This window comes from Nostoc sp. DedQUE04, from assembly GCF_034530995.1.
Classification (GTDB): domain Bacteria; phylum Cyanobacteriota; class Cyanobacteriia; order Cyanobacteriales; family Nostocaceae; genus Nostoc.
Genome location: NZ_JAVRCA010000005.1, coordinates 188,931 through 211,755 on the forward strand (window position 1 = coordinate 188,931; position 22,825 = coordinate 211,755).

The 22,825-nt window shown below is 41.9% G+C and carries 14 protein-coding genes; 5 read left to right on the forward strand and 9 right to left on the reverse strand.

What is annotated here, in order from left to right:
• Positions 1–245: 245 nt before the first annotated feature.
• Both RM049_RS05455 and RM049_RS05460 read right to left on the reverse strand, forming a co-directional pair.
• A complete protein-coding gene (locus RM049_RS05455; protein WP_322703444.1) occupies positions 246–728 on the reverse strand; it encodes a hypothetical protein in 483 nt (160 codons plus the stop codon).
• Positions 729–857: 129 nt separating this feature from the next.
• On the reverse strand, positions 858–1,313 hold the full coding sequence (locus tag RM049_RS05460) for a CAAD domain-containing protein (RefSeq protein WP_322675420.1): 456 nt from the start codon (positions 1,311–1,313) through the stop codon (positions 858–860).
• Between the two features lie 618 nt (positions 1,314–1,931).
• On the opposite strand from RM049_RS05460, the gene RM049_RS05465 reads away from it, so the two are divergent.
• The 3 genes from RM049_RS05465 (at position 1,932) to RM049_RS05475 (ending at position 4,111) form a co-directional block, all read left to right on the forward strand.
• Positions 1,932–2,795, forward strand: a complete 864-nt coding sequence (locus RM049_RS05465) for a DUF2382 domain-containing protein (RefSeq protein WP_322703445.1) — start codon at positions 1,932–1,934, stop codon at positions 2,793–2,795.
• A gap of 288 nt (positions 2,796–3,083) precedes the next feature.
• Positions 3,084–3,521: a hypothetical protein gene (locus RM049_RS05470; protein WP_322703446.1), complete on the forward strand. Its 438-nt coding sequence runs from the start codon at positions 3,084–3,086 to the stop codon at positions 3,519–3,521.
• Positions 3,522–3,589: 68 nt separating this feature from the next.
• On the forward strand, positions 3,590–4,111 hold the full coding sequence (locus RM049_RS05475) for a hypothetical protein (protein ID WP_322703447.1): 522 nt from the start codon (positions 3,590–3,592) through the stop codon (positions 4,109–4,111).
• Between the two features lie 160 nt (positions 4,112–4,271).
• On the opposite strand, the gene RM049_RS05480 is transcribed toward RM049_RS05475, so the two are convergent.
• Positions 4,272–5,297 carry an LD-carboxypeptidase gene (locus tag RM049_RS05480; protein WP_322703448.1) on the reverse strand — a complete coding sequence of 342 codons (1,026 nt, stop codon included), beginning with the start codon at positions 5,295–5,297 and terminating at the stop codon, positions 4,272–4,274.
• Between the two features lie 226 nt (positions 5,298–5,523).
• Positions 5,524–7,965 (reverse strand): dynamin-like GTPase family protein, encoded by a 2,442-nt coding sequence (locus tag RM049_RS05485; RefSeq protein ID WP_322703449.1) that lies wholly within the window; start codon positions 7,963–7,965, stop codon positions 5,524–5,526.
• Positions 7,966–8,314: 349 nt separating this feature from the next.
• Here RM049_RS05485 and RM049_RS05490 point away from each other — a divergent pair, with 349 nt between their 5' ends.
• Complete coding sequence (locus RM049_RS05490; RefSeq protein WP_322703450.1) at positions 8,315–12,985, forward strand: hypothetical protein; 4,671 nt, start codon at positions 8,315–8,317, stop codon at positions 12,983–12,985.
• Positions 12,986–13,175: 190 nt separating this feature from the next.
• Here RM049_RS05490 and RM049_RS05495 read toward each other — a convergent pair whose 3' ends face one another.
• The 3 genes from RM049_RS05495 to RM049_RS05505 all read right to left on the reverse strand — a co-directional run bounded on the left by RM049_RS05495 (position 13,176) and on the right by RM049_RS05505 (position 16,564).
• On the reverse strand, positions 13,176–14,159 hold the full coding sequence (locus tag RM049_RS05495) for a polysaccharide deacetylase family protein (RefSeq protein ID WP_322703451.1): 984 nt from the start codon (positions 14,157–14,159) through the stop codon (positions 13,176–13,178).
• 468 nt (positions 14,160–14,627) lie between these two features.
• Positions 14,628–15,512, reverse strand: coding sequence for an aspartoacylase (locus RM049_RS05500; protein WP_322703452.1), 885 nt, complete (start codon positions 15,510–15,512; stop codon positions 14,628–14,630).
• Positions 15,509–16,564, reverse strand: a complete 1,056-nt coding sequence (locus tag RM049_RS05505; RefSeq protein ID WP_322703453.1) for a glutathione S-transferase family protein — start codon at positions 16,562–16,564, stop codon at positions 15,509–15,511. The genes RM049_RS05500 and RM049_RS05505 overlap by 4 nt, the downstream gene beginning before the upstream one ends.
• A 109-nt stretch (positions 16,565–16,673) precedes the next feature.
• Here RM049_RS05505 and RM049_RS05510 point away from each other — a divergent pair, with 109 nt between their 5' ends.
• On the forward strand, positions 16,674–17,651 hold the full coding sequence (locus tag RM049_RS05510) for a D-glycerate dehydrogenase (protein WP_322703454.1): 978 nt from the start codon (positions 16,674–16,676) through the stop codon (positions 17,649–17,651).
• Between the two features lie 536 nt (positions 17,652–18,187).
• On the opposite strand, the gene RM049_RS05515 is transcribed toward RM049_RS05510, so the two are convergent.
• Both RM049_RS05515 and pabB read right to left on the reverse strand, forming a co-directional pair.
• Positions 18,188–19,954, reverse strand: a complete 1,767-nt coding sequence (locus RM049_RS05515; RefSeq protein ID WP_322682352.1) for an iron uptake porin — start codon at positions 19,952–19,954, stop codon at positions 18,188–18,190.
• 580 nt (positions 19,955–20,534) lie between these two features.
• The gene (gene pabB, locus RM049_RS05520; RefSeq protein ID WP_322703455.1) at positions 20,535–22,718 is read right to left on the reverse strand and encodes an aminodeoxychorismate synthase component I; all 2,184 of its coding nucleotides are present in this window, start codon (positions 22,716–22,718) and stop codon (positions 20,535–20,537) included.
• Positions 22,719–22,825 lie beyond the last annotated feature (107 nt).

The window sequence follows — 22,825 nt, forward strand, 5'->3', positions numbered from 1 at the left end:
CGGTTTGAATTTTGAAAGCATCCTGAGACTCAAAACCCTGTTGTACAAAAATTAGAGGTCAAAATATTTTCAACAATTAAATAAGATTTTTATATACTCGTATAAAATTTTAAAAGAAACTTTTGTGAAAAAGTATAATACTTAATATTATACTTATGAGTATTATTAACTTTAAATCCAAAAAAAGTTTCTATTAAAAAATAGGATGACGGTTAAACGCCATCTATTTATAATCTGTAAAAAAATTAATTTGTCGGAACAGTACCTGCACCCAAACCCCTTAAGTCTCGCCCTGTGGGACTGTTGTTATATCCTTGAAAGTCCCGGTATTGTTGTGCCTCCTCCTCTGGAACACGAATGCCCTCTTGTGGCGGTGTTACCCAGACAGGGCGATTTTGAGCATCTCGATAGTAAACACGCCCATTCTTAGAAAGGTAGTGTTTCCCCTGCGCTCCCGTTCCTTGGGCATTCTTTCGTTGATTGTAGAGGTAGTAAAGTCCAGCAGCTCCTGCCAAGATTGCCACTTTCTGCCCTGTACTTAATCCCCTTTTAGCTTGGGGTTGATTTACGGGGGCGCGATTATTTAAATTTCTCCCAACAGTATCGTCAATTGGAGGTTGCGTAGCATTTTGGGAACCTCCGCCGCAGCTAGAAAGCAGAGGGATTGTTAGCAATGTTGAAAGAAATACTGTTGTTGTCAGCGAAGCTAATCTATTTGTCTCGATCATACATTTTCTTTTCCGGCTAATTTAGCTGATATGGTATAAGAGTTTACAGTTTTATACAATGGTCAAGCAAAATTCAGCTTTTTACTTGACCAAAAGTTCAGATACACTGTATCCGCCACGATACTTTAGTTAGCTTAAAGTCTCTGATTCTTCTCTGCCTAAAATTTGTTTTTTAAGCAAGCGAATTTCTTCTGCTAGTTCTTGCCGAGTCGAATTTTTGAGCAAATAGCGGGAAGTAAACCAAATTGTGTAACCAAGTCCAATTAATTGGAGAAATGGAGAAACTAGGGGAATATCATTTATGGCGTTGAGTACCGCTAGAAAAATTCTTAGCGCCGTAACTGTTATCACAAGCAACGCAAAGCTGATAATCAGCAATTTGTATTCTTGGTAGAAGCTACCTATGTACTCAGGTATTTTTGCCAAAAATATAGAAATCTGTCTACCTATTTTTTGCCATTGTTCTTCATTTTCCGAGGCGGGTGGCAACATTGCCAGGTTTCCAGACTCTGAACCTTTAAGTGCTTTTATCTGGTTTTGGGAGGCAGTATCGACGTACTGATCTTGCTGTAACTCTGTGTCCATAATTATCTCCTGATTTTCTGCAATGAGAGCAGTTTTAAAGTTTACACTTTATTATTATCAATTTTTGCAACACTTGCTTTGCAACTAGATTTCTTAATCCTTAGCGGCACAGCTAAATATTGATTGGCAAATTTGTTAGGACTTTAATAATATTTAGGCATTTTTAAATTTCCTTCTCATCAATCTTTTGGCATAGATTTTGTCTTATAGAAGAGGGATGGAACAAGTATTACAACTTAAGCAAATAAATCTTTAATAATGTGAGGATATTTAATTTAAGTGTAAGGTGTTAATAAATATATCAAACTAGCTAGGTTTGATAGTATGTATTGATTTAGCTAATTTTAGTTTTGAAATTTACTGCTAGAAACTAGTCACATAAATGCTAGAAACTAGTCACATTATTTACAAAAATTAGTTTAAATTATTTTTATAATTAGTAATACACCAATACTAAAATATTGTTTTATATCATACTTATGGGCTATAAAAATATATTTAATTACTTCGATTGATTAAATATCCAGATAATTTAAGTCAATCTTCGGAGAGAAGATGTATTTAAACTAAATTGTGTAATTTATAAAAAGACACAGCAAAATTTTAAGGAATAAAATAATGCCACTCCAAAAAATAAGTGAATTCGATCAAGACTACCTTAATACTCTTGAAGGTAACGATATCAAAGGAATGGGTGTGTATGTTCAAGGAACTGATGAGAAAATTGGCACAGTAAATGATGCTGTACTAGATGACCAAGGAGCATTCCGCTATTTAATTGTTGACATAGGCTTTTGGATTTTTGGCAAGAAAATCTTACTACCAGTAGGTAAATCGCGTATTGACTCTACAGCAAACCGTGTATATGTCGTTGGTATAACAAGAGAGCAAGCGGAAAATTTACCTGAATATCAAGAGCATACAACGCTTGACTACGACTATGAAGAACAGGTGCGTGGAAGATATCGCACACCGTCTGTAGAAAGTTCAGCTACGCTTGGATCGACAGTTGGCCGCACTACTCCCAGTCCTGACAGCTACACCTACGCAGACGACGCGGATCTGTATGATGTTAGCGCTCACGAAGATCAAACCTTCAAACTTTACCAAGAAAGGTTAGTTGCTAATAAACAGCGCCGGAAAAGTGGGGAAGTATCGATTAGTAAGCATGTTGAAACTGAAACTGCAAAAGTTGCTGTTCCGGTGGAAAAAGAGCGAGTCGTGATTGAGCGAGTGACTTCTCAAGACACAGGCAAAGTTGTGTCTGCTGAAGCGACTGACTTTTCCGAGGGCGAGGTAGCGCATATAGACCTCTATGAAGAAGTTCCAGACATCCGAAAGGAAGCTTTTTTGCGCGAAGAAGTCAAAGTGCAGAAAGTTGTAGACAAAGAAACCGTTGAAGCTCAAGAAACCATTCGACGCGAAGAATTAGATGTTGATACTGATGGAACTCGAATAGAGAATAAAATTGACCGAGGTTAAAACAATTCGCAATGGGCTTCGCCCCGCTACGCTAACGCGATGACGCTCCTACGTCGCTAACGCAATTACCTTTTGTGACGGGGATTTAGATTTAGATTTAGGCGTTCTATTCGCCCTGCTTGATAGAAGCTATGCAATTTAAACCCCCACCACTTGTTAACCTACTTAAACTACAAAGGTCATTGTTTTTGAGTTAGTAGGAGTGGATTTTCTATCTACTTCTACTCAAAATTACTTTCACAAGATTGATATTCCAAAAGAGTCATTAGTTTAGATGAGGTGGTTAAATTGAAAATAATTCAACAGTTTCGTCGGGTTTTAACAGCTTTAGCCTTGGTATTAGTACTAACAACGACTGCCGCCTGTAGTGGTACTGTTCAAGCTAAACAACCAACTCAATTACCGTCTGGAACTAGTTATAGTGCCGACTATGCCTTGTTGTCACGCGGTAACAGTGTACAGGGTCAAGATTTTGGGAACTGGGTTGTCAGCACAGCCAAAGGAATTGTCCAAGATGCTTATGTACGTGACAACAATAAGTTAGGTGTCGTGATTGCGCCTCAAGTTCGTCCGACCGAAGTGCGACCATTAGCAAAATCCTTACTCCAAGGTTTTCACAAAAATTTCCCCAATCAAGACTTAAAAGTTTTGATGTATGCACCAGACAAAAAACTGATTTTGACGGCTCAGTATGATGTGCAATCTCAGCAAGTTGAGTATAAATAGGGACTCATTTTTTGGAGAAAATCTGAGTTAATTCAGTTGATTGCAAGTAAAAAAAGGAGACATTTAAAATGAGCAGCAGTGACAAGTATAAACGCGAAATTCTCAACGAGTTGGCTCATGGTAATACAGAGTCTTTAGATGATGTTTCATCTGACCCAACTCAGGAATACCAAAATTTTGACGATTTTGCCCAGCGTTCATCTCACGAAGAACGTCGTCAATTATTTGGTCGGTCTTTCAACCATAACAGCATTCCACCAAGCCAGCTGGAGCCAGAATTGCAGAAGGCGATCGCTCAGATTAAGCCTAACGAACGGGATGATGTTGCACGGGCATTTTTCAAGCACTTAAAGCAAAGAGGTCTAGACGAGCGCCATCTGGAGCGAGATTTGGGGCTTTCTACCCACAACCCTAACCACATGAGTGCAGATGACCTCAGTAAGGTGGCATCTTTCACATATCATAGCCATCCTGACATTTTCCACGAAGTGATGGCTGAACAACCAGCGATTCTTAAGTTTCTCAGTAATCCAATGGTAGGAGCAGCTTTAGGAGCGATCGCCTCTAAATGGTTTGGTCGTCATAAGTAATATCATGTCCGGTTAAAGACTTATCATTAAGACTGCAAGGGAGCGAAAGAGTTTTCAGGTTTTTGCACAGATAGTCAAGAACACCAAAATCTCCAATTTAGTGGCTTGCAATTTAGATAAAATGTGAGCCACTATTTTTTATTCCAACCTCCTGCCTCATTCACACAAGGCTAACAGCTGCCTCTAACATTCGTATTGTCCCAAGTTCGGCATTTATTTCTACTTCCACACCGATTGGCAAGGTAAATTTATCCTTAATATGACCAATCATTGAACCGTACCAAGCAGGAATACCTAAAGGAAGTATGTGTTGTTGCAATACTTGCATTAATGTAAATGACGGTTCATCTCCAAGACTACATTTAGTGCATTGCCCAAAGATAAAGCCAGCAATTTGATTAAGTATCCCAGCAGTTTTTAATTGCGTCAGCATCCTATCTATACGATAAACATCCTCGTCAACTTCTTCGACAAAGAGAATGCTTTTGTTCCAAGTAGGTAGGTAAGGTGAACCTACCATCGCTGATAGAACTGACAAGTTTCCACCCACCAGTTTACCCCTCGCCTTTCCCGGTGCGATTATCTCCAGCCGCACTTCGCTAGGGTTGAGATTTTGCATAGTCACCGCTTCACCATTAAATAGGATGCGCTTGAAGTAATCGACTGTAAATTGATTCCAGGTAGACGTAGCAACTGGCCCATGAAAAGTAACCATTTGACTACGGGCATTAATTGCCAACAACAACGTTGTAATATCGCTATACCCGATGATAATTTTTGGATGGGAGCGGATTAGCGAGTAATTGAGTAAAGGTAAAATGCGATTGCAGCCCCAACCACCACGCATAGGAATAATTGCTTTGATGGTGCGATCGCTAAACATCAAGTTTACATCCTGGGCGCGATCGCCGTCTTTACCCGCTAAATAGCCGTAACGATCTAAAATATGCTTCCCCAGCTTGACTTTTAACCCTAACTGTGAAATTGATTTCTGCGCTGCTTCAATGTCTTTAGCGTCAACGATACCCGCAGGAGAAATCAACCCTACGGTATCGCCAGGTTGTAGGCGGGACGGCTTGCGGATGGTGTTTAGAGATGGCTTACCTTGGGCGGTAAGTGTTGGTATTTGAGTGGCTAACGTAGCCAGCCCACAGGTTGTAAGAAATTCCCGACGCTTGATATTCATAACTATTTTGTTGGGGATTAGGATTCTAAAAAGTTAGATCCCCGACAACTTTTACGAAGCCGGGGATCTGGATACCGCGAATTTTCACAAATTAAATAGGATTGCGATATGTATAGCACAAGCCTTGGTGGTTAGGACATCAACAGACGATAAAACTTAGACACAAAAAGGCTTTTCACCCAGTCCCCAGTCCCCAGTCCCCAGTCCCCAGTCCCTTGCTATAAAATTAAACCTTTTGTACCATATCTGAAATCACAAATCCATTATTAGCGAACTTAGCATCAGTAGCAAATGAATCACCAATGACAGGCAAAAGACGATCGTATAATTGCATCGCCTGTAAACAACTATTAATATTAGAAACTGCCGAATTATATCCTGCAATATTTTCTTCAACAATATTCAACAAGCGGCGATTATTTGCAATTTTTTCTTCGGCTTCTTGTTCTAATATTTTCTCTAAATAAGCACGTGCCTGTGGATATTGTTGCAAAATTTCATCTGCTTGCTGTTCTGCCATTGGCAATAACTGACTTTTCAGGGTTTGATTAATGGTTTGACGGAAAGATTTGCGAATAGTTTGGGAAACTTTTGGTTCAAAATCTAACTTCAACAATTGCCTAATGGCTGGTTCTGCTTCCACGATACTTTCAGCGTCATAACCTTGAGAAGTTTGTGATAAAGTTTGGCGAAATTGATATATAGAAAAAGTGCCTTCATCGTAAAATCTAGGACTTTCTCGTACAAAGCGATCGCACTCCACACTAGCTGCACTAAATAATGCTTGAGCAACTCCTTTTTCTAAAATTCTGATCTCTTGTTCAATACCACCATCATTATCTAATAAACGATATAGTTGGCGATAATATTCTGACTTGCGAATCTTTTCAATCAACCGCTGAAAATAATTTGCAACTATTTGCTGAGAAGATTCAACCAAAATATCTTCTAATTGATTTGCTAAGTAATAAAATGCCTCTACTAAAATAGCAATTAAAGGTGCAGTAGCATTGCGAGGATGGCTGATGGTTGCACGTTGATAAGCAGAAGCTACCGAAAAAGTATCTAGCAATTCATCTAAGCGGCGAATCATTCGTGATTGCAATTGCTTAAAATCTGCTTCAAAAGCATCACAAGAATTATTAATTACATGGTTAACTTCTTCTTTGATATGCTCGTTAAATTCTCTCCCAATTTGCTGTAGTTGCTGATTTAGGTGTTGCAACTCTTGCGCCTTCATCGTCTCAATTTCTTGGGGCTGACTATCTAAATCGCGTTGGACACTCTGATAATGTTTTTTGAGCTTAATACAAACATCTTCTAAATCATCAGCAAGATTTTTAAATAATTGGGGACGCTTTTCTTCGGTAAGATAACGAGTAATAGCTGTGCGAAATTCTTCAGTTCCACTATCTTGAATTAGCTTTTCAATCAATTCATTTTCCCAATCTCCCAGAATCCGCACATAATTTTGATTTGGAGTTTCAAAGCCGTTCACAGAAACACGGAATTTACTGGAAGATAACTTTCCTGAATTTACACAGTAGTTGTTAAACGCATAGACAAATTGTGGAGTTTCTTCTTTACCATCTAAACCTTTAATACTTTCTGCAAAAACAGAATCTAAACCAAATCTATCTTGTGGACTTGCTTGTTTAATCTGACTGCCATAAAATCCTAATAATCCACTGGTTTTATAAACCTTCCTAAAATTGGCAAATTGCCCACTAATTAAATCGTCTAATCGTTGCCGTAGCTGAGTATTATACCAAGTTTCATCGATCCGGTTGAAGACATAGAAAACGCGATCGCGTACTCCCCCATTCTCCCGCATTAATTCTAAAAGTTCTGTTTCTTCTTTTGTCATCTCACCCGCCGAAGCAGGTTTTAGCACACACACCACCGCCGAAGTATCAGGATGTTGAATTTTGGCATAAGTGAGTTGTGCGTCTTTCTCTACTGGCGCATCTATGCCAGGTGTGTCAATAATGACATTGCCATCTTGTAGTAAAGGATGATTACAGTAATATTCTATCCGCTTCAATACGGCACTATTACTACCACGACGCGCATATCCAGCAGCTTCCTTGAGATTGGAAAAGTTAAATTGCTCCATTGAATATGTAGCATTAGTTACCGTGCTGATGCGATCGCTATTTGCGATATATCCCTCTAGCAACAACATTAACGCCTTCGCCTGTTTTGCACGTTCTGATTGACTCTCACCACCCTCCTGTTGAATAATCGCTTCAGAACCTTGACGTAGCAGGTTAATTACTTCAGCTTGGTTGATATTAGGCACTGTTTTAAATCCTAGTTGCTGACACAAAGAAACTGCTTGTTCTCGAATTTCTGCTTCACTTAAAAATGTCAAAACAACACGTTCTTTATCTACTTCTGCATACTCGATTTTGCATTCTGTACCTGTAGCGTGTCCCTCTGCGCTGTAGAGTAATTCTCTTTCTAAGAGTGCATTGATTAGCATTGATTTACCGGCACTAAACGCACCTGCAAACACAATTTCAAACTTTGGAGAAATCGCTTTACTTAAAGAAGTTCGTACAGGTGTAATATCTTGGGAACGTAGCGTTGGTTCTTGTTGTAATAGTTGTAATATAGATTCAACCTGCTCTTTCAAATTTCTGCATTGAAGCGGCATATCTGACATATTCAGCATCCTGACAATATTTATGTATATATTAGTAATATTTAATGTTCTATTGGTTCAGTAAAATTCCTGAGAATCTCACTGTGCTTTAGCTGCTGGATATTACTAGGACTGACGCACTGTACAAATTAATTAATCAGCGATTATTCTACAAACCCAAAGCCTACCTGATTGTGGAAATAGCGGTTAATTTGCAGCTTTTAATAGTAGGCTCAGTCTTACCACATCAGATTTTGTTGTGCAAATGTCGGGGCATATAGATGGATGCCCCTACTTAGAACGCGAACTTCAAGCGTAGAACCTTAAAGTTCACTCGCTGACTAACAAAAAATAAACACAGGAAAAAATCATGGCTAATTCATCATTCAACCTGCTGAACCTCTCTGATTTGAATGGTACTAATGGCTTTTTCATTAACGGCATTCCAACAGGCATCTCAGTCAGCAATGCAGGGGACATCAACAACGATGGCATTGACGACCTGATTATTGGCGCATATTCTGCCGACCCCAACGGCAAATATGATGCTGGGCAAAGCTATGTAGTGTTTGGGAGAACGAATCTGGGCAGTGGCGGCACCCTCAACCTCTCTGATTTGAATGGCATTAACGGCTTTTTGATTAACGGCATTGCAGCAGGTGACTTTTTAGGCTTCTCAGTCAGCAATGCGGGGGACATCAACAACGATGGCATTGACGACCTGATTATTGGGGCACGAAATGCCTCCCCCAACGGTATTAGTGCTGCTGGGCAAAGCTATGTGGTGTTTGGAGGGAGGAATCTCGGCAGTAGCGGCATCTTCAACCTCTCCTCTTTGGATGGCACTAATGGCTTTATAATTAACGGCATTGCAACAGGTGACTTCTTAGGCAACTCAGTCAGCAATGCGGGGGACATCAACAACGATGGCGTTGACGACCTGATTATTGGGACATATGGTACGTCCCCCAACGGCAATTCTGAAGCTAGGGAAAGCTATGTGGTGTTTGGAGGGACGAATCTGGGCAGTGATGGCAGCCTCAACCTCTCTGATTTGAATGGCAGTAATGGCTTTTTGATTAACGGCATTGCAGAACGTGACTTCCCAGGCTCCTCAGTTAGCAATGCGGGGGACATCAACAACGATGGCATTGACGACCTGATTATTGGGGCACCTGGTGCCACCGCCAACGGCAAAAATAATGCTGGGCAAACCTATGTAGTGTTTGGGGGGACGAATCTGGGCAGTGATGGTAGCCTCTACCTCTCTGATTTGAATGGCAGTGATGGCTTTTTGATTAACGGCATTGCAGAACGTGACAACTCAGGCTCCTCAGTTAGCAATGCGGGGGACATCAATGGTGATGGCATTGACGACCTGATTATTGGGGCAGGTGGTGCCAACCCCAATGGTATCAGTCTTGCTGGGCAAAGCTACGTGGTGTTTGGGGGAACGAATCTGGGCAGTGGCGGCATTTTCAACCTCGCCTTCTTGAATGGCACTAATGGCTTCATAATCAACGGCATAGCAGAAGATGACTACTCAGGCTCCTCAGTCAGCAATGCGGGGGACATCAACAACGATGGCATTGACGACCTGATTATTGGCGCATATTCTGCCTCCCCCAACGGCAAATATGATGCTGGGCAAAGCTATGTGGTGTTTGGAGGGACGAATCTGGGCAGTGGCGGCACCCTCAACCTCTCTGACTTGAATGGCACTAATGGCTTTTTCATTAATGGCATTGCAGCAGGTGACACATCAGGCATCTCAGTCAGCAATGCGGGGGACATCAACAACGATGGCATTGACGACCTGATTATTAGGGCATATGATGCCAATCGCAACGGCAACTCTAGTGCTGGACAAAGCTATGTGGTGTTCGGAGGGACGAATATTGCCAGTAGCAACACCTCTTTTAACCTGACTGGAACTCCCGATGCAGATAACTTATTTAGCACACCTAGCAACAATATTATCGATGGGTTAACTGGAGACGATACCCTAACAGGCAACGGCGGTCAAGATAAATTTATTATTAACCTTGGTGATGGCAATGACACCATCACCGATTTTGCTGGCGTTGGGAAAGGTACAAATCCTTCAGCAGAAGTCATTGCAAATGTTGACACCTTGCAATTTACAGGTTCGGGTTTAACTGCCCAAAATCTGCAATTAACTCAAAATGCTAACAACTTAGAAGTTACCTTTGAAAATGTGGCATCTACCAAAGTCACTCTGCAAAACTTCAAATTAGAAAACCTCGATAACCTGCCAACTTCTGGAGCAACACCTGCGATTGGCAATATCCTATTTGATGGGCAAACCAACATCGCCGACAGCTTTGATGTGTTCGATGCTAACTCTACTCAAACTACGCCATTCAACAAGAACACGGTGACTTTCCTCAATGAACTCAACAATAACATCACGGGTTTTGATAACTCTAATGATGTGATTAATGGTCAGGGGGGTGACGACATCATCGACGGCAAGAGTGGCAATGACCTTTTGAGAGGTGGTGCAGGCAATGATACCCTTGTTGGTGGTGTAGGCAATGATACCCTTGTCGGTAGTGCGGCTGCCAACTCTTCCTTCAACCTCTCTGACTTGAATGGCACGAATGGCTTTATAATTAATGGCGGCATTGTAGTAGGTTTCAACTTAAGCTTCTTAGTCAGCAATGCGGGGGACATCAACAACGATGGCATTGACGACCTGATTATTGGGGCACGATATGCCGACCCCTACAACAAAGATAATGTTGGGCAAAGCTATGTGGTTTTTGGAGGGACGAATCTGGGCAGTGGCGGCACCTTCAACCTCTCTGATTTGGATGGCACTAATGGCTTTTTGATTAACGGCATTGCAGCAGGTGACGCATCAGGTTTCTCAGTCAGCAATGCGGGGGACATCAACAACGATGGCATTGACGACCTGATTATTGGCGCATCTAATGCCTCCCCCAACGGCAAAGATTCTGCTGGGCAAACCTATGTAGTTTTTGGGGGAACAAATCTGGGCAGTGGCGGCACCTTCAACCCCTCTGATTTGAATGGCACTAATGGCTTTATAATTAACGGCATTGCAGCAGGTGACGCATCAGGTTTCTCAGTCAGCAATGCGGGGGACATCAACAACGATGGCATTGACGACCTGATTATTGGCGCATATTCTGCCGACCGCAACGGCAAAGATTTTGTTGGGCAAAGCTATGTAGTGTTTGGGGGAACAAATCTGGGCAGTGGCGGTACCTTCAACCTCTCTGACTTGGATGGCACTAATGGCTTTTTGATTAACGGCATTGCAGCAGGTGACGCATCAGGTTTCTCAGTCAGCAATGCGGGGGACATCAACAACGATGGCATTGACGACCTGATTATTGGCGCATCTAATGCCTCCCCCAACGGCAACTATCTTGCTGGGCAAAGCTATGTGGTGTTTGGAGGAACGAATCTGGGCAGTGGCGGCACCTTAAACCTTTCCTCCTTGAATGGCACTAATGGCTTTATAATTAACGGCATTGCTGAATATGACAATTTAGGCGACTTAGTCAGCAATGCGGGGGACATTAACAACGATGGCATTGATGACCTGATTATTGGAGCTGAAGCTGATGCTGGGCAAAGCTATGTAGTTTTTGGGGGAACGAATCTGGGCAGTGGCGGCACCTTCAACCTCTTTGATTTGAATGGCACTAATGGCTTTATTATAATTAACGCCTTAGTAAACTTATCAGCTAGTAATGCGGGGGACATTAACAACGATGGCATTGACGACCTGATTTTTGGGACACCAATAGCCTCCCCTAACGACAAAAGTTCTGCTGGGCAAACCTATGTAGTGTTTGGGGGAACGAATCTGGGCAGTGGCGGCACCCTAAACCTTTCTGACCTCAACCTCTCTGATTTGAATGGCACTAATGGCTTTACAATTAACGGCATTGCAGAAGCTGACTTCTCAGGCGACTCAGTTAGTAATGCGGGGGACATCAACAATGATGGCATTGACGACCTGATTATTGGGGCAACGGGTCCCAACACCAACGGCAAAGGTACTGTTGGGGAAAGCTATGTAGTTTTTGGGGGGACGAATCTGGGCAGTGGCGGCACCCTTAATCCGACAGGCAACAGCCGTCAAGATACATTTGTATTTCGCCCTGGCGATGGTAATGACACCATCACCGATTTTGGTGGCGTTGGTAAAGGCACAAATCCAACAGCAGCAGCGATCGCCAATGTTGACACCTTGCAATTTACAGGTAGTGATTTAACTGCCCAAAATCTGCAATTAACTCAAAATGCTAACAACTTAGAAGTTACCTTTGAAAATGTGGCATCTACCAAAGTCACTCTGCAAAACTTCAAATTAGAAACCCTCGATAATCTGCCTGCTTCTGGAGCAACACCTGCGATTGGCAATATCCTATTTGATGGGCAAACTAACATCGCCGATAGCTTTGATGTCTTCGATGCCAACTCTACTCAAACTAGCTTGTTTAACAAAAACACAGTCACATTCCTCAATGACCTGAATAACAGCATCACAGGTTTTGAAAACTCTAAGGATGTGATTAATGCTCAGGGGGGTAATGACATTATCTATGGCTTGAGTGGGAATGACTTATTGCGAGGCGGTGATGGCAATGATACTCTCGTCGGTGGTGCTGGCAATGATACTCTTGTCGGTGGTGCTGGCGCGGACTGTTTCGTTTACAACACTGATGCAGTTTTTGGCCTGACTGCTGTTGGTGTAGATGCCATTAGTGACTTTAACAGTTCTCAAGGTGATAAAATTGTCCTAGATAAAATTACTTTTAGTGCTATTACTTCAACTGCTGGAACAGGTTTTAGTAACAAGAGTGATTTTCAAATCATTTCTAATGGGGAAACTAGCACAGCGAAAATTATCTACGACGCTGTGAATGGACAGTTATTTTACAATCAAAATGGCAGTGCGGCTGGTTTTGGTAGTGGCGGTCTATTTGCAACTGTTACTGGTGCGCCAACTCTGAGTGCATCAGATTTTGTTGTGCAATAGATGCTATTTTCAGGTAAATATACCATGCGGTAGGGGCACAGCAATACTCATTGTAACTTAGGGCCAAAGCCAGCCTAAAACTAGCTTTTAGCTGAAGTTGACACCAATGAGCAATGCTGTACCCCTACGACAACTGAATTCTAACTCCTGAGTTCTGAATTCTTGTTAGTAAATCGCATAGATGATATTTTTACCTCTTTTGAGGCACTAATACAGGTAATTTAAGGGCATCGGCTGCAAATTTAGCGTGTTGTCCAACAGTCAAAACATTAAATTGACTGGATATCATTTCTAAACTTTTGTTCACTATTGCCAGCTTTTTATAAGTAGGGACACTCATACCTGGAAAGAATGAGAGTTCTGGTACATCTTCTTGACTTACAAAGTCTGTAGGATGGAGTAGCAAAGAAGGCTGGACGCGTGTAACTTTACACAGCCATAGGGCAATTCGTAGGTAGAATAACGCCACTTCCGAAGAAAATGTACTCAGAAACATTATGTAACTGAAGTGAATTGGCACTTTAAAAATTGGCATGGTAGTAACGGGAATCTCAGTCAGTTTATCCTTATCTAGTTTCCACTGGTAAGGTTTTAGAGGCTGCAAACCCTCTTTAAAACCGCCAAACAGCGCTTCCCGTTTTTTACGTTCTTCTTTGCTCAATTTACAAGTTATTAAATAATATGCTCGTGCTATCGGCCCCAAAAATGTCGGAAAAGTCGAAGCATCATATTCGTATCCTCGTCGTGCTAAGACTTTCAATACTGCTGGAGAAAAACTGTATCCTGGTCCCCGAAAGCCGATAGGATGTTGATGAGTGACGCGCTTGATATGTTCTTCGGCGAGTGCCACCTCTTCTTCAATCTCATTCTCTGAATACAGATGTAGCCAAGGATCGTGATAAAATGAATGATTGCCAATTTCGTGACCGGCGCTAGCGATCGCTTGTATTGCTTTGGTATTCTTTTCTAGCGCTGCATCTTGACCGACAATGAATACTGTGATTGTCAAATCCCATTGCTTGAGAATATCTAAGAAACGAGGTACTGCGATATCCAAGTAAGAAGGATAAGTCTGCCAACCCGGAGCGCCCTGATTTTTTAAATAAGACCAAATATTATCTAAATCTAAAGAAAGACTGGCTATTGGTTTGTTTCTTTTTTGCTTAATTTTCATTATGAGTTCAAGTATTTAGACAATTTTAAACGTAAATTATATTGTTAAATTTGAATTTTATCAGTCAAGTTCCATAGTTCAACTCAGGGCTGAGTTTAGAAGAAATCTCAAGCCTGAATGTTTGCATTTCCTCCTTTTTAAAACAAAAAGTTACTTTCAAAGCAGTATTTCATAGACGTTGCCTAGATTAGTGGGTTAGATTTATATTTGCTTTTCTAAAAAATATTACCGATGAATTAGATAATAGTTTCTCAACGCTCCTTTAATATCGATTTTATCAAACCTTTTGACAACTTTTTACCCCGATCCTTAATTACCGATCGTTAATATATTATAACTAAGATATATATACTTACATAAATAGTTTTTAGTAATTGCGCTAGATATATGAAGTTATTAATAATTTTGATCTTCAATTTTTATCATCGCTTCGAGCAAAAGCAATTATCTAAAAACTTTATCCACATCTTAGATGTTGATTTGCTGCCTCTGGGTTAAACACATGGCAATTCCCTTTTCGTAGTAAGCTGCCTCATTAATAAAAATTGGCCAAACAGTAGATGTTCCCTCATAAACAATTGTTTTATCGTCAAAAGTTATAAAAATTGGATCTCCTGGGTTCAAGGCTTGATAATCTTTATCCTGAAGCTCTGGATGAATCATCCCAAAGATTGTACCATCCGGTTTTTTTGGGTAGTCCACAACTGATAAGTGGTCATAGAGAATCAACGTTTCATTATTTGATGGAATTTTACCCTGGTTAAATTGTTCTAGGTAGTCCAGAAGGGCGCGAACAAGTTCCTCTGTTTGTTTGAACAGCGTTGCTTTTAAAAGTCCTTGGGCAATTGGGCCAACCTCGAATGCAAAGCCTAATTCGCACAGAGAATTTACAAATGGGTTTTCTGCAATTGATTTAAAAGAGCAGCGATAAACTCTAACTAAAGGATTAATCTGGCTCAGATAAGCAGCTAATTTTAAGTTTAAAGGATGACTGTTATCAAGAATAATTGTCAGACCCATATTAGCTGTACTGCTGTGCAAATCTAAGATGAAATCGGCTTGTTTGTCCCTATTTAATACTAGGGTATTCTGAATTGATTTAGCTTGCAACTCTTCGTAACTATTCAAAGTCGGATTTTGTAAATCTTGCTTGAGAAAACAGCGATTTAAATCTTTCTCTACGTATCGTCTTCCGGCGGCAAAAGCATGAGGATTTGCCAACAGAGTGACTGTCTCAAAACTTGGTCTAGTAATTAAATCGGGAAACTGAGCAAATTTCTGGATTAGGTAGGCTCCTGTAAACTCATTGCCATGAGTTCCACCGACAATTGCAACTCGATTAATCTGGTTCATGAAGCATTCACTCTGCCTATGCGATCGCGATCGTGTGGTTGATTAAGATAAGACATATCAGGCCCGTTGGGAATAATTCCGCCGGGGTTGAGTGGGAATAGGTTTCCGTAGTAGTCCCGCTTCACAGTTTCTACGTCACAAGTGTCAGCCACACCCGGAAGCTGATACAAATCACGCAGATAAGCTCCGAGATTCTGATAGTCTCGAATTCGCTGCCGATTGCATTTAAACAGCCCATAGTAGGCACTATCAAACCGAAATAATGTCGTAAATAACCGCACATCTGCAAGTGTCAGATGTTCACCGCAGAGATAGCGATTAGTCTGCAATGCAAGTTCAATCTCATCGAGAGTTGCGAACAGTTCATTACAGGCTTGATTGTATGCTTCTTGAGTCTGGGCAAAGCCACAGCGATACACACCGTTATTTACCGCGTGATAAATCTTTTCATTCCACCAGTCAATTTTCTCTTGAAGTTCTTCTGGGTAAAGATTTAGCGTCGGATTGTTGGCAAATTCGTTAAACTCAGAGTTCAGCATAACGATAATCTCTGAACTCTCATTATTGACGATCGCTTTTGTTTGGTTATCCCATAATACTGGTACTGTAGAGCGTCCACTGTAGCCCGGTTCTGCCTTTTGATAAAATTCAGCCAGTGTGCGACAACCTTCAACTTCATCGTTGAATATCCAACCGCCTTCAATGGGCGAAGGAGAGACGATACATACTGATATTACCGCTTCGAGTTTTTTGAGCGATCGCACAACCAAAGTTCGATGCGCCCAAGGACAGCCCAGCCCAACATAGAGTTTGTAGCGCCCCGTTGCTGGTGGGTGTGGATTCCCTGATTCTGTACCAATGAACTTGCGAAACTGGCTATTAGGACGAATATATGCTCCCGACTGATTGCGAGGAGCTAGGTTTGACATCATTATCTGCCACATAGTCGTCCAAACAAACTTTCCTAGCCAGATAATCAGCTTGGGAGGAAGCGACTTACCTTTCTTCTTGGGGAGCTTTTTCTCGTCATCCATTGGAGTTGAGTTAGTCATAAATTGGTACTACAGCACCACGGATAAACATCTATATTCAGGGTAGACTAAGCAAAGACAAAATGAACCAGTAATATATCTCTTTGAGGAGATAAAAGGTTCAAGAATTATGCTTCAAGCTAAAGTCTTCGTTACTCGTCGCCTACCCATCGAATTAGAGCAACTGCGATCGCTCGCGATGGTGGAAGTTTGGCCAGAACGCCAACCCCCTCCCTACGAAATTTTACTAGAAAAAGTCAAAGAAATAGATGGATTGCTATGTCTGCTGACTGACCAAATCGATCGCCAACTCATCGAGTCTGGGAAACTCAAAGTTATCAGTCAAATGGCGGTGGGTTACGATAACATTGACATTGCCGCCGCTACGGCACGACAAATTCCCGTCGGTAATACTCCTGGGGTGTTAACCGATGCTACCGCAGATTTTGCCTGGGCATTACTAATGGCAGCTGCACGGCGACTAGTGGAGGCAGATCGATTTACTCGTGCAGGTTTGTGGCAGACTTGGGAACCAGATTTGTTATTGGGGACAAATGTTACGGGCGCTACCTTGGGGATTGTTGGTTTTGGGCGGATTGGACAAGCAGTTGCTCGTCGTGCCAAAGGATTTGAAATGCAGATATTGTATACGAGTAGGCAACGATGCAGCCCAGAGTTAGAACAATCTTTAGGTGTGGAGTTTGCTACGTTAGAACACTTACTGCAAGAATCAGACTTTGTGACACTGCACACACCATCGGCTGATGATACTTATCATTTAATTAGCGATCGCCAATTTGAATTGATGAAGCGATCGGCTATTTTGATTAACACGGCGCGGGGAACGATTGTAGATCCAGATTCTCTGTATCGCGCCCTTGCAAGCGGTCAAATCGCGGCTGCGGCTGTCGATGTCACTGAACCCGAACCGATTCCCAGCGATAGCCTGTTGTTAACCTTAGAAAATTTAATTATTGCACCGCATATTGGCAGCGCCAGCCGTCAAACGCGCTCAAAAATGGCTTCAATGGCGATCGCTAATTTAATCGCAGGATTAAGGGGCGATCGCTTGGCTAATTGTGTCAACCCGGAAATTTATAATTCATAATTCATATCAGGCGTGATATCATGTCCGCTTGATTGCTTATTAAACCCGAAGAAGCCACCCCGCCAAAGCTGTGCTTTGTCTCCCCTCCCCGCAGGCGGGGCTTCTGTGTACACACATCTTGGTAATGAAGCGCAAACCTCGGATTTACCCCCCTTAATCCCCCCTTGCAAAGGGGGGAGATTAAAGATCCGGTTCCCTCCCCTTTGCAAGGGGAGGGTTAGGGTGGGGTAAAAGTGACGCAAAAACCCAGATGAGTAAGCTATTTCAGACTTGTGTGTACACTGTAGCCCGATGCCTTGGGGGAAATATCCGGTTCCCGGTTCTCCCCCAAGGCATCGGGGAGTTAGAGGGGGTGAGAAAGACTTGTGTATACACCGTAGCCCCGCAGGCGGGGAGGGGTTGGGGGGTGGGGTTCTTTTATTATGGGTAATTTGGCGGACATGATATGAATTATGAACGCCCTCAATCTAATACCGTAAGGCGGAAGTTCAAAGGGACGCATAGTTATGCGTCCCTAAAGCAAATTGCGTAAACCTTTAGAAGGTGAAAGTTGTTCTCAGCGTACCGATAATTGCATCATCGTTGTTGCTGTTTTGACCAGGAGAGGTCAACCAGATTACGCCAGGGGTGATTGAGATATTATCTGACACGCGATACTTGTAAAAGCCTTCAAAGTGATAAGGTATATCATTACCAGTACCAGCAAAAACTCCGCCTCGGTTACGGGCATAAGGTTCTGCACCAGCAAAAATCCCTAAAACGTTACCCTTTTTACCGAGGTCAGGTAAGGCCACTCCAAGACCGTAACTCCAAGCTTGATAATCATCACCAGCACCAAAGCCTGTGATATCGTGGTAAGAAACGAAGCCACTGACTGACAGTTTGTCGCTGGGTCTAAAAGCTGCTTCTATACCGTAAGAGTTACTGGAAGATCCGTTTAAGGTACTTAGAGTATTAGCTTGATTAGTACCTACAACGCGGATAGTACTACCCAAACCACCACCTAGATCGAATAAATTACCACTTCCAGCACCATGATAACCGTGAACATAGGTAGCAGCTATAGATAAGCGATCGCCAACACTAAAGTTCAACTGTCCCAAGGCTGCATAGTTACCCTCTAATAAACCTTGATTTGCCACGGAATTAGCAGCATTTGATGCCAAATAGCCGATAGTCAGCGAACTTGGTTTGAAAAAGCTGCCACCCTTACCAAACGGTAAAGTCAGTGCCGCACCAGCACCACCACCAATGCGATAAATCGGACTTTCAGAAGCAAAGGTAGACAAAGCACCATTACCGCCATCATAGTCTTCAAAGTAAGGGTTATTAGTGGCAACATAATCGCTATGAATACCTCCGGTGCCCGCAAAGTAGACTTGGGCTGGACCTATTGGTACGTAATACGCCAGCCAGTCGATAATCACACTGTTGTTACCAGTGGCGCCGATTTGAAAAGTTTGTATACCTTCAGAAGTATTGATTCCAACACCATCATTTCCTACTTGTGTAAAGGATAGTGCATTACCGGCTGCAAGACGGGTGTGTAAAACGTCTTTACCCGTGAAGCTGGTTTGCAAGTCTAAACGTACCCGATCTTGGAAGACAGTATTATTCGCATCGCCAGTGTTATTGCCAAAAATATCACTAACAGCAAAAATAGCTTCACCCACCAATTTTGTGGTAGTAGAAAACTGATTAGCTTCTAGTTCCGCAGTCCGTGCTTCTAGAGAATCTACTCGACCGCGTAGAGTTGCCAGTTCTGCTGAGAATTCCTCCTGCAAACGCTGGAGAGTCGCCAAATCCTGTTTTGTCACCAAGTCAGCTGTTGCTGTGGCAATTAGTTCATTAACTCGATCTAAACAAGCATTCAAACCAGCGGCAAACTCATAACGAGTCAGTGCCCGATTGCCACGGTAAGTAGAATTTGGGTATCCAGCAATACAACCGTAGCGCTCAACCAAGGATTGCAAAGCTTGGAATGCCCAATCAGTCGGCTGTACATCAGAAAATTGAGAAACTGATGTGACTTGAGACAATGAATTCTGGTTCTTGCCTTCGTTGTTGTAGCGATTAACCTCTTCTAAAACCTTATTTTCATCAGCCTTTTGGGCAAGCAATTGCTGATTAACTTTTGGTTGCTCTGTTTGAATGAATATTGATGAAGCACTAGCAGCTATTGGCTTTGTATCTTCAGAAGAACTTGCTACTTCGGCAGCAGCTATAGCCTTAGCGGAAACCAACACCGTCACTCCCAAAACTACTGGACTTAGTACCAGAGTTTTCCACAATAGATGAGACATTTTTATTTTCCTTTCCCAAAAAATAGCCAAAATCAGTTGGTTCAAGAAAAAGAGAATAAGTGATTATTCTACTTGTTCGGAATCTTATCAGATTGTTGTTAATTAAGCTATATATCTAAGAAATTTTTTACAGATAAGGAATCGTCACGTTTTGCAAATGGCTTATTTGCCAAAGGTTGAGTTGATCGGGTAAGTTCGCTCGATTTTGTGCTATTTATGGGCTTTAGCTTCTTGTTTTTAATCCCGATCTGCGGTAGTTACTTTTTGTCTTTAAATTCATTCCTCAATCAAGAAAGTGTATTTATATATGAGGTTTTGATGACAAATTAGTAATTATTGATTATTAATTATTTTGAACCTCCAACCTGCCGAAGTCAGATTAATCAATACCGTTCAGTTAAGCCTCAAATCTTTAGTAAAGACACAAAATTTTACTTCTTACAGCTGCACTAACGCGTCTTTACAGTTTGAAAATCAGTATCAAAAATCTTTACCAACGGCAAATAATCTTTAATAGTAGCCAGTTTTGTGTTGGGATAGCGACCCCAAAGACATCTCAATGCTTGATTAAGCCCCTAATTTAGGCAGATAATTTTTCATAACTATCGGCAGTTGTTGCTTCTAATCCCAAAATGGGATACATTTCTGGTTCAGATGTTCCGTGCATCGTCAGAAGCAGAGCGTCAATTAAGGCTTTGGCTTTCAGCAGCGTTTCCTGAAACTCCATCTCTGGCTCAGAAAGGGCTATAATTCCGCCACCAATACCAATGGAGGTTTGACTGGGAGTCAAAACAGCAGTCCGAATCACAATATTTAAATCGGCTGAACCATTCAACCCCAAAAAGCCGATCGCACCTGAATAGATTCCCCGCGCCTCTTGTTCTAAGCGATCGATAATTTGCATGGTGCGGATTTTCGGCGCACCAGTCATCGATCCTCCGGGAAATGCAGCTTGCACGCAATCCACCGCTTGTAAATCCGAACGTAATCGCCCGCGTATCGTTGTTACCAACTGATGTACTGTTGAGTATGTTTCCACATCCATTAATTTTGGGACGTGGATGCTACCAACTTCACAAACTCGTCCCAAATCATTGCGCAAGAGATCGACAATCATCAGATTTTCAGCTCGGTCTTTTTCGCTGTTGCGTAGCTTCTCACGGAGGACGAAATCGGCTTCGGGGGTTTCTCCTCGTGGTAGGGTTCCCTTGATCGGTTTAGTTTCTACCCAACCTTGGCGATCGATCCGTAAAAACCTTTCTGGAGATGAGCAGGCGATCGCAATTTCACCAAAGCGTAAAAATGCAGAATAAGGAGCCGGATTGATTTTACGTAATGTCCGATAGAACGTCAATGGATCGGGGGTTGCATCGGTGTGCAGCTGATTAGTCAGGCAAACTTGATAAGTTTCCCCTTCGTGAATTTCGTTCAAGCACTGCTGAATATCTTGGATGTAATTTTGATAAGTGCGGCTCAAACGGAAGTTAACTGGCTGACAATTTTCTTGGGGTATAAGAGAAAAAAGAGGATCTAGAGTTTCGAGTTGTTGTTGAATAGTATCAAACCAAGTTTCTACTTGTTCTGTTTGTCCTTTTTTGATTAATTGCAGCAAATAAATACACTGTTCTTGATGATCGATCGCAATCATGCGATCGGCAAGTAAGAAAATTGCATCAGGTAATGATGAAGAATGCACCAATGACGATCCACACTCCGCCTTAAGTTCATAGCCAAAATAGCCAACAAATCCACAGTTAAAATCAAAAGGTAACTCATCAGATTGACAAAATCGGCAGTTTATTTCTCGCTTCAAATACTCAAAAATACTTTCGGTGCGATGAGTCACGGTATCTGATTGTGCGATCGTAAGTTCTTGCGTTTGGGTATGGTATCGCACCAACAGACTGTTTACTCCGCTGCCATCACCCATAAACGAGAAGCGAGATAGACCAAGTTCCACACGGCTGCTATCTAACCAAAAAGCATTGGGGGCATTCTCAAACAACTGCACAAATATTTGTTCTGTATTTGGGCAGATATCTAACTTGCGCGTATACAATTCAAACTTATCTTCCTGTTCTTCTCTACGAGACGCTGCGCGAAGGCAGGGTTTATCTACAGTAGGAGTAACAGATCCATATCGAATCCGATACTGTTTTTCTGGACTTATTGACGATTTCTCTGTAAATTGCTGCGTAATATCTCGAAAGTTTTCTAATAATCTTTGCCCATATTCTGTACAGATAGACTCTGGGTGAAACTGCACACCCCAAAAAGGTAAATGCCGATGACGCAATCCCATCACCAATCCTTCTTCAGTCCAAGCAATTTTTTCTAAACATTCAGGTAGTTGATCAGCAACTAATAATGAATGATAACGCACCACAGAAAACTGATTAGGAATACCTTGAAATAATTCTGAATTATTATGATAAATTTTACTGAGTCTGCCGTGTCGAACTTCCGGTGCATGAATTACTTTTCCACCATATAGGTAGCCAAGTCCTTGATGTCCCAGACAAACTCCCAGCAAGGGTACATCCACATTCTCAATTATTTGCCGACAGACTCCAAAATCTTCCGATCTCTCTGGACGACCGGGGCCAGGTGAAATCACAATGTTGTCAAATGCAATTTCTTTTAATTCATCCCAGTTAAGGCGATCGTTATAAATTACTAAAGGTAGTTCCCCATTTACCTCGGCAATCATCTGGTAAAGATTAAATGTATAAGAGTCATAGTTATCAATAATTAGCGTTTGCATACATAGTTACTTAACTAGCACATATAGCAATCCTAAATCATTCGTGAAAAATTAGATCCCCGACTTCTTCAAGAAGCCGGGGATCTGGCTTAAGTTCTATAGGCACA

What these genes read in the sequence shown, in the direction of transcription:
- RM049_RS05515 (WP_322682352.1), bottom strand. Translation starts at nt 19,954, where the DNA reads ATGTCTCATCTATTGTGGAAAACTCTGGTACTAAGTCCAGTAGTTTTG.
- RM049_RS05485 (WP_322703449.1), bottom strand. Translation starts at nt 7,965, where the DNA reads ATGTCAGATATGCCGCTTCAATGCAGAAATTTGAAAGAGCAGGTTGAA.
- RM049_RS05460 (WP_322675420.1), bottom strand. Translation starts at nt 1,313, where the DNA reads ATGGACACAGAGTTACAGCAAGATCAGTACGTCGATACTGCCTCCCAA.
- RM049_RS05495 (WP_322703451.1), bottom strand. Translation starts at nt 14,159, where the DNA reads ATGAAAATTAAGCAAAAAAGAAACAAACCAATAGCCAGTCTTTCTTTA.
- RM049_RS05480 (WP_322703448.1), bottom strand. Translation starts at nt 5,297, where the DNA reads ATGAATATCAAGCGTCGGGAATTTCTTACAACCTGTGGGCTGGCTACG.
- pabB (WP_322703455.1), bottom strand. Translation starts at nt 22,718, where the DNA reads ATGCAAACGCTAATTATTGATAACTATGACTCTTATACATTTAATCTT.
- RM049_RS05455 (WP_322703444.1), bottom strand. Translation starts at nt 728, where the DNA reads ATGATCGAGACAAATAGATTAGCTTCGCTGACAACAACAGTATTTCTT.
- RM049_RS05510 (WP_322703454.1), top strand. Translation starts at nt 16,674, where the DNA reads ATGCTTCAAGCTAAAGTCTTCGTTACTCGTCGCCTACCCATCGAATTA.
- RM049_RS05490 (WP_322703450.1), top strand. Translation starts at nt 8,315, where the DNA reads ATGGCTAATTCATCATTCAACCTGCTGAACCTCTCTGATTTGAATGGT.
- RM049_RS05475 (WP_322703447.1), top strand. Translation starts at nt 3,590, where the DNA reads ATGAGCAGCAGTGACAAGTATAAACGCGAAATTCTCAACGAGTTGGCT.
- RM049_RS05500 (WP_322703452.1), bottom strand. Translation starts at nt 15,512, where the DNA reads ATGAACCAGATTAATCGAGTTGCAATTGTCGGTGGAACTCATGGCAAT.
- RM049_RS05465 (WP_322703445.1), top strand. Translation starts at nt 1,932, where the DNA reads ATGCCACTCCAAAAAATAAGTGAATTCGATCAAGACTACCTTAATACT.
- RM049_RS05505 (WP_322703453.1), bottom strand. Translation starts at nt 16,564, where the DNA reads ATGACTAACTCAACTCCAATGGATGACGAGAAAAAGCTCCCCAAGAAG.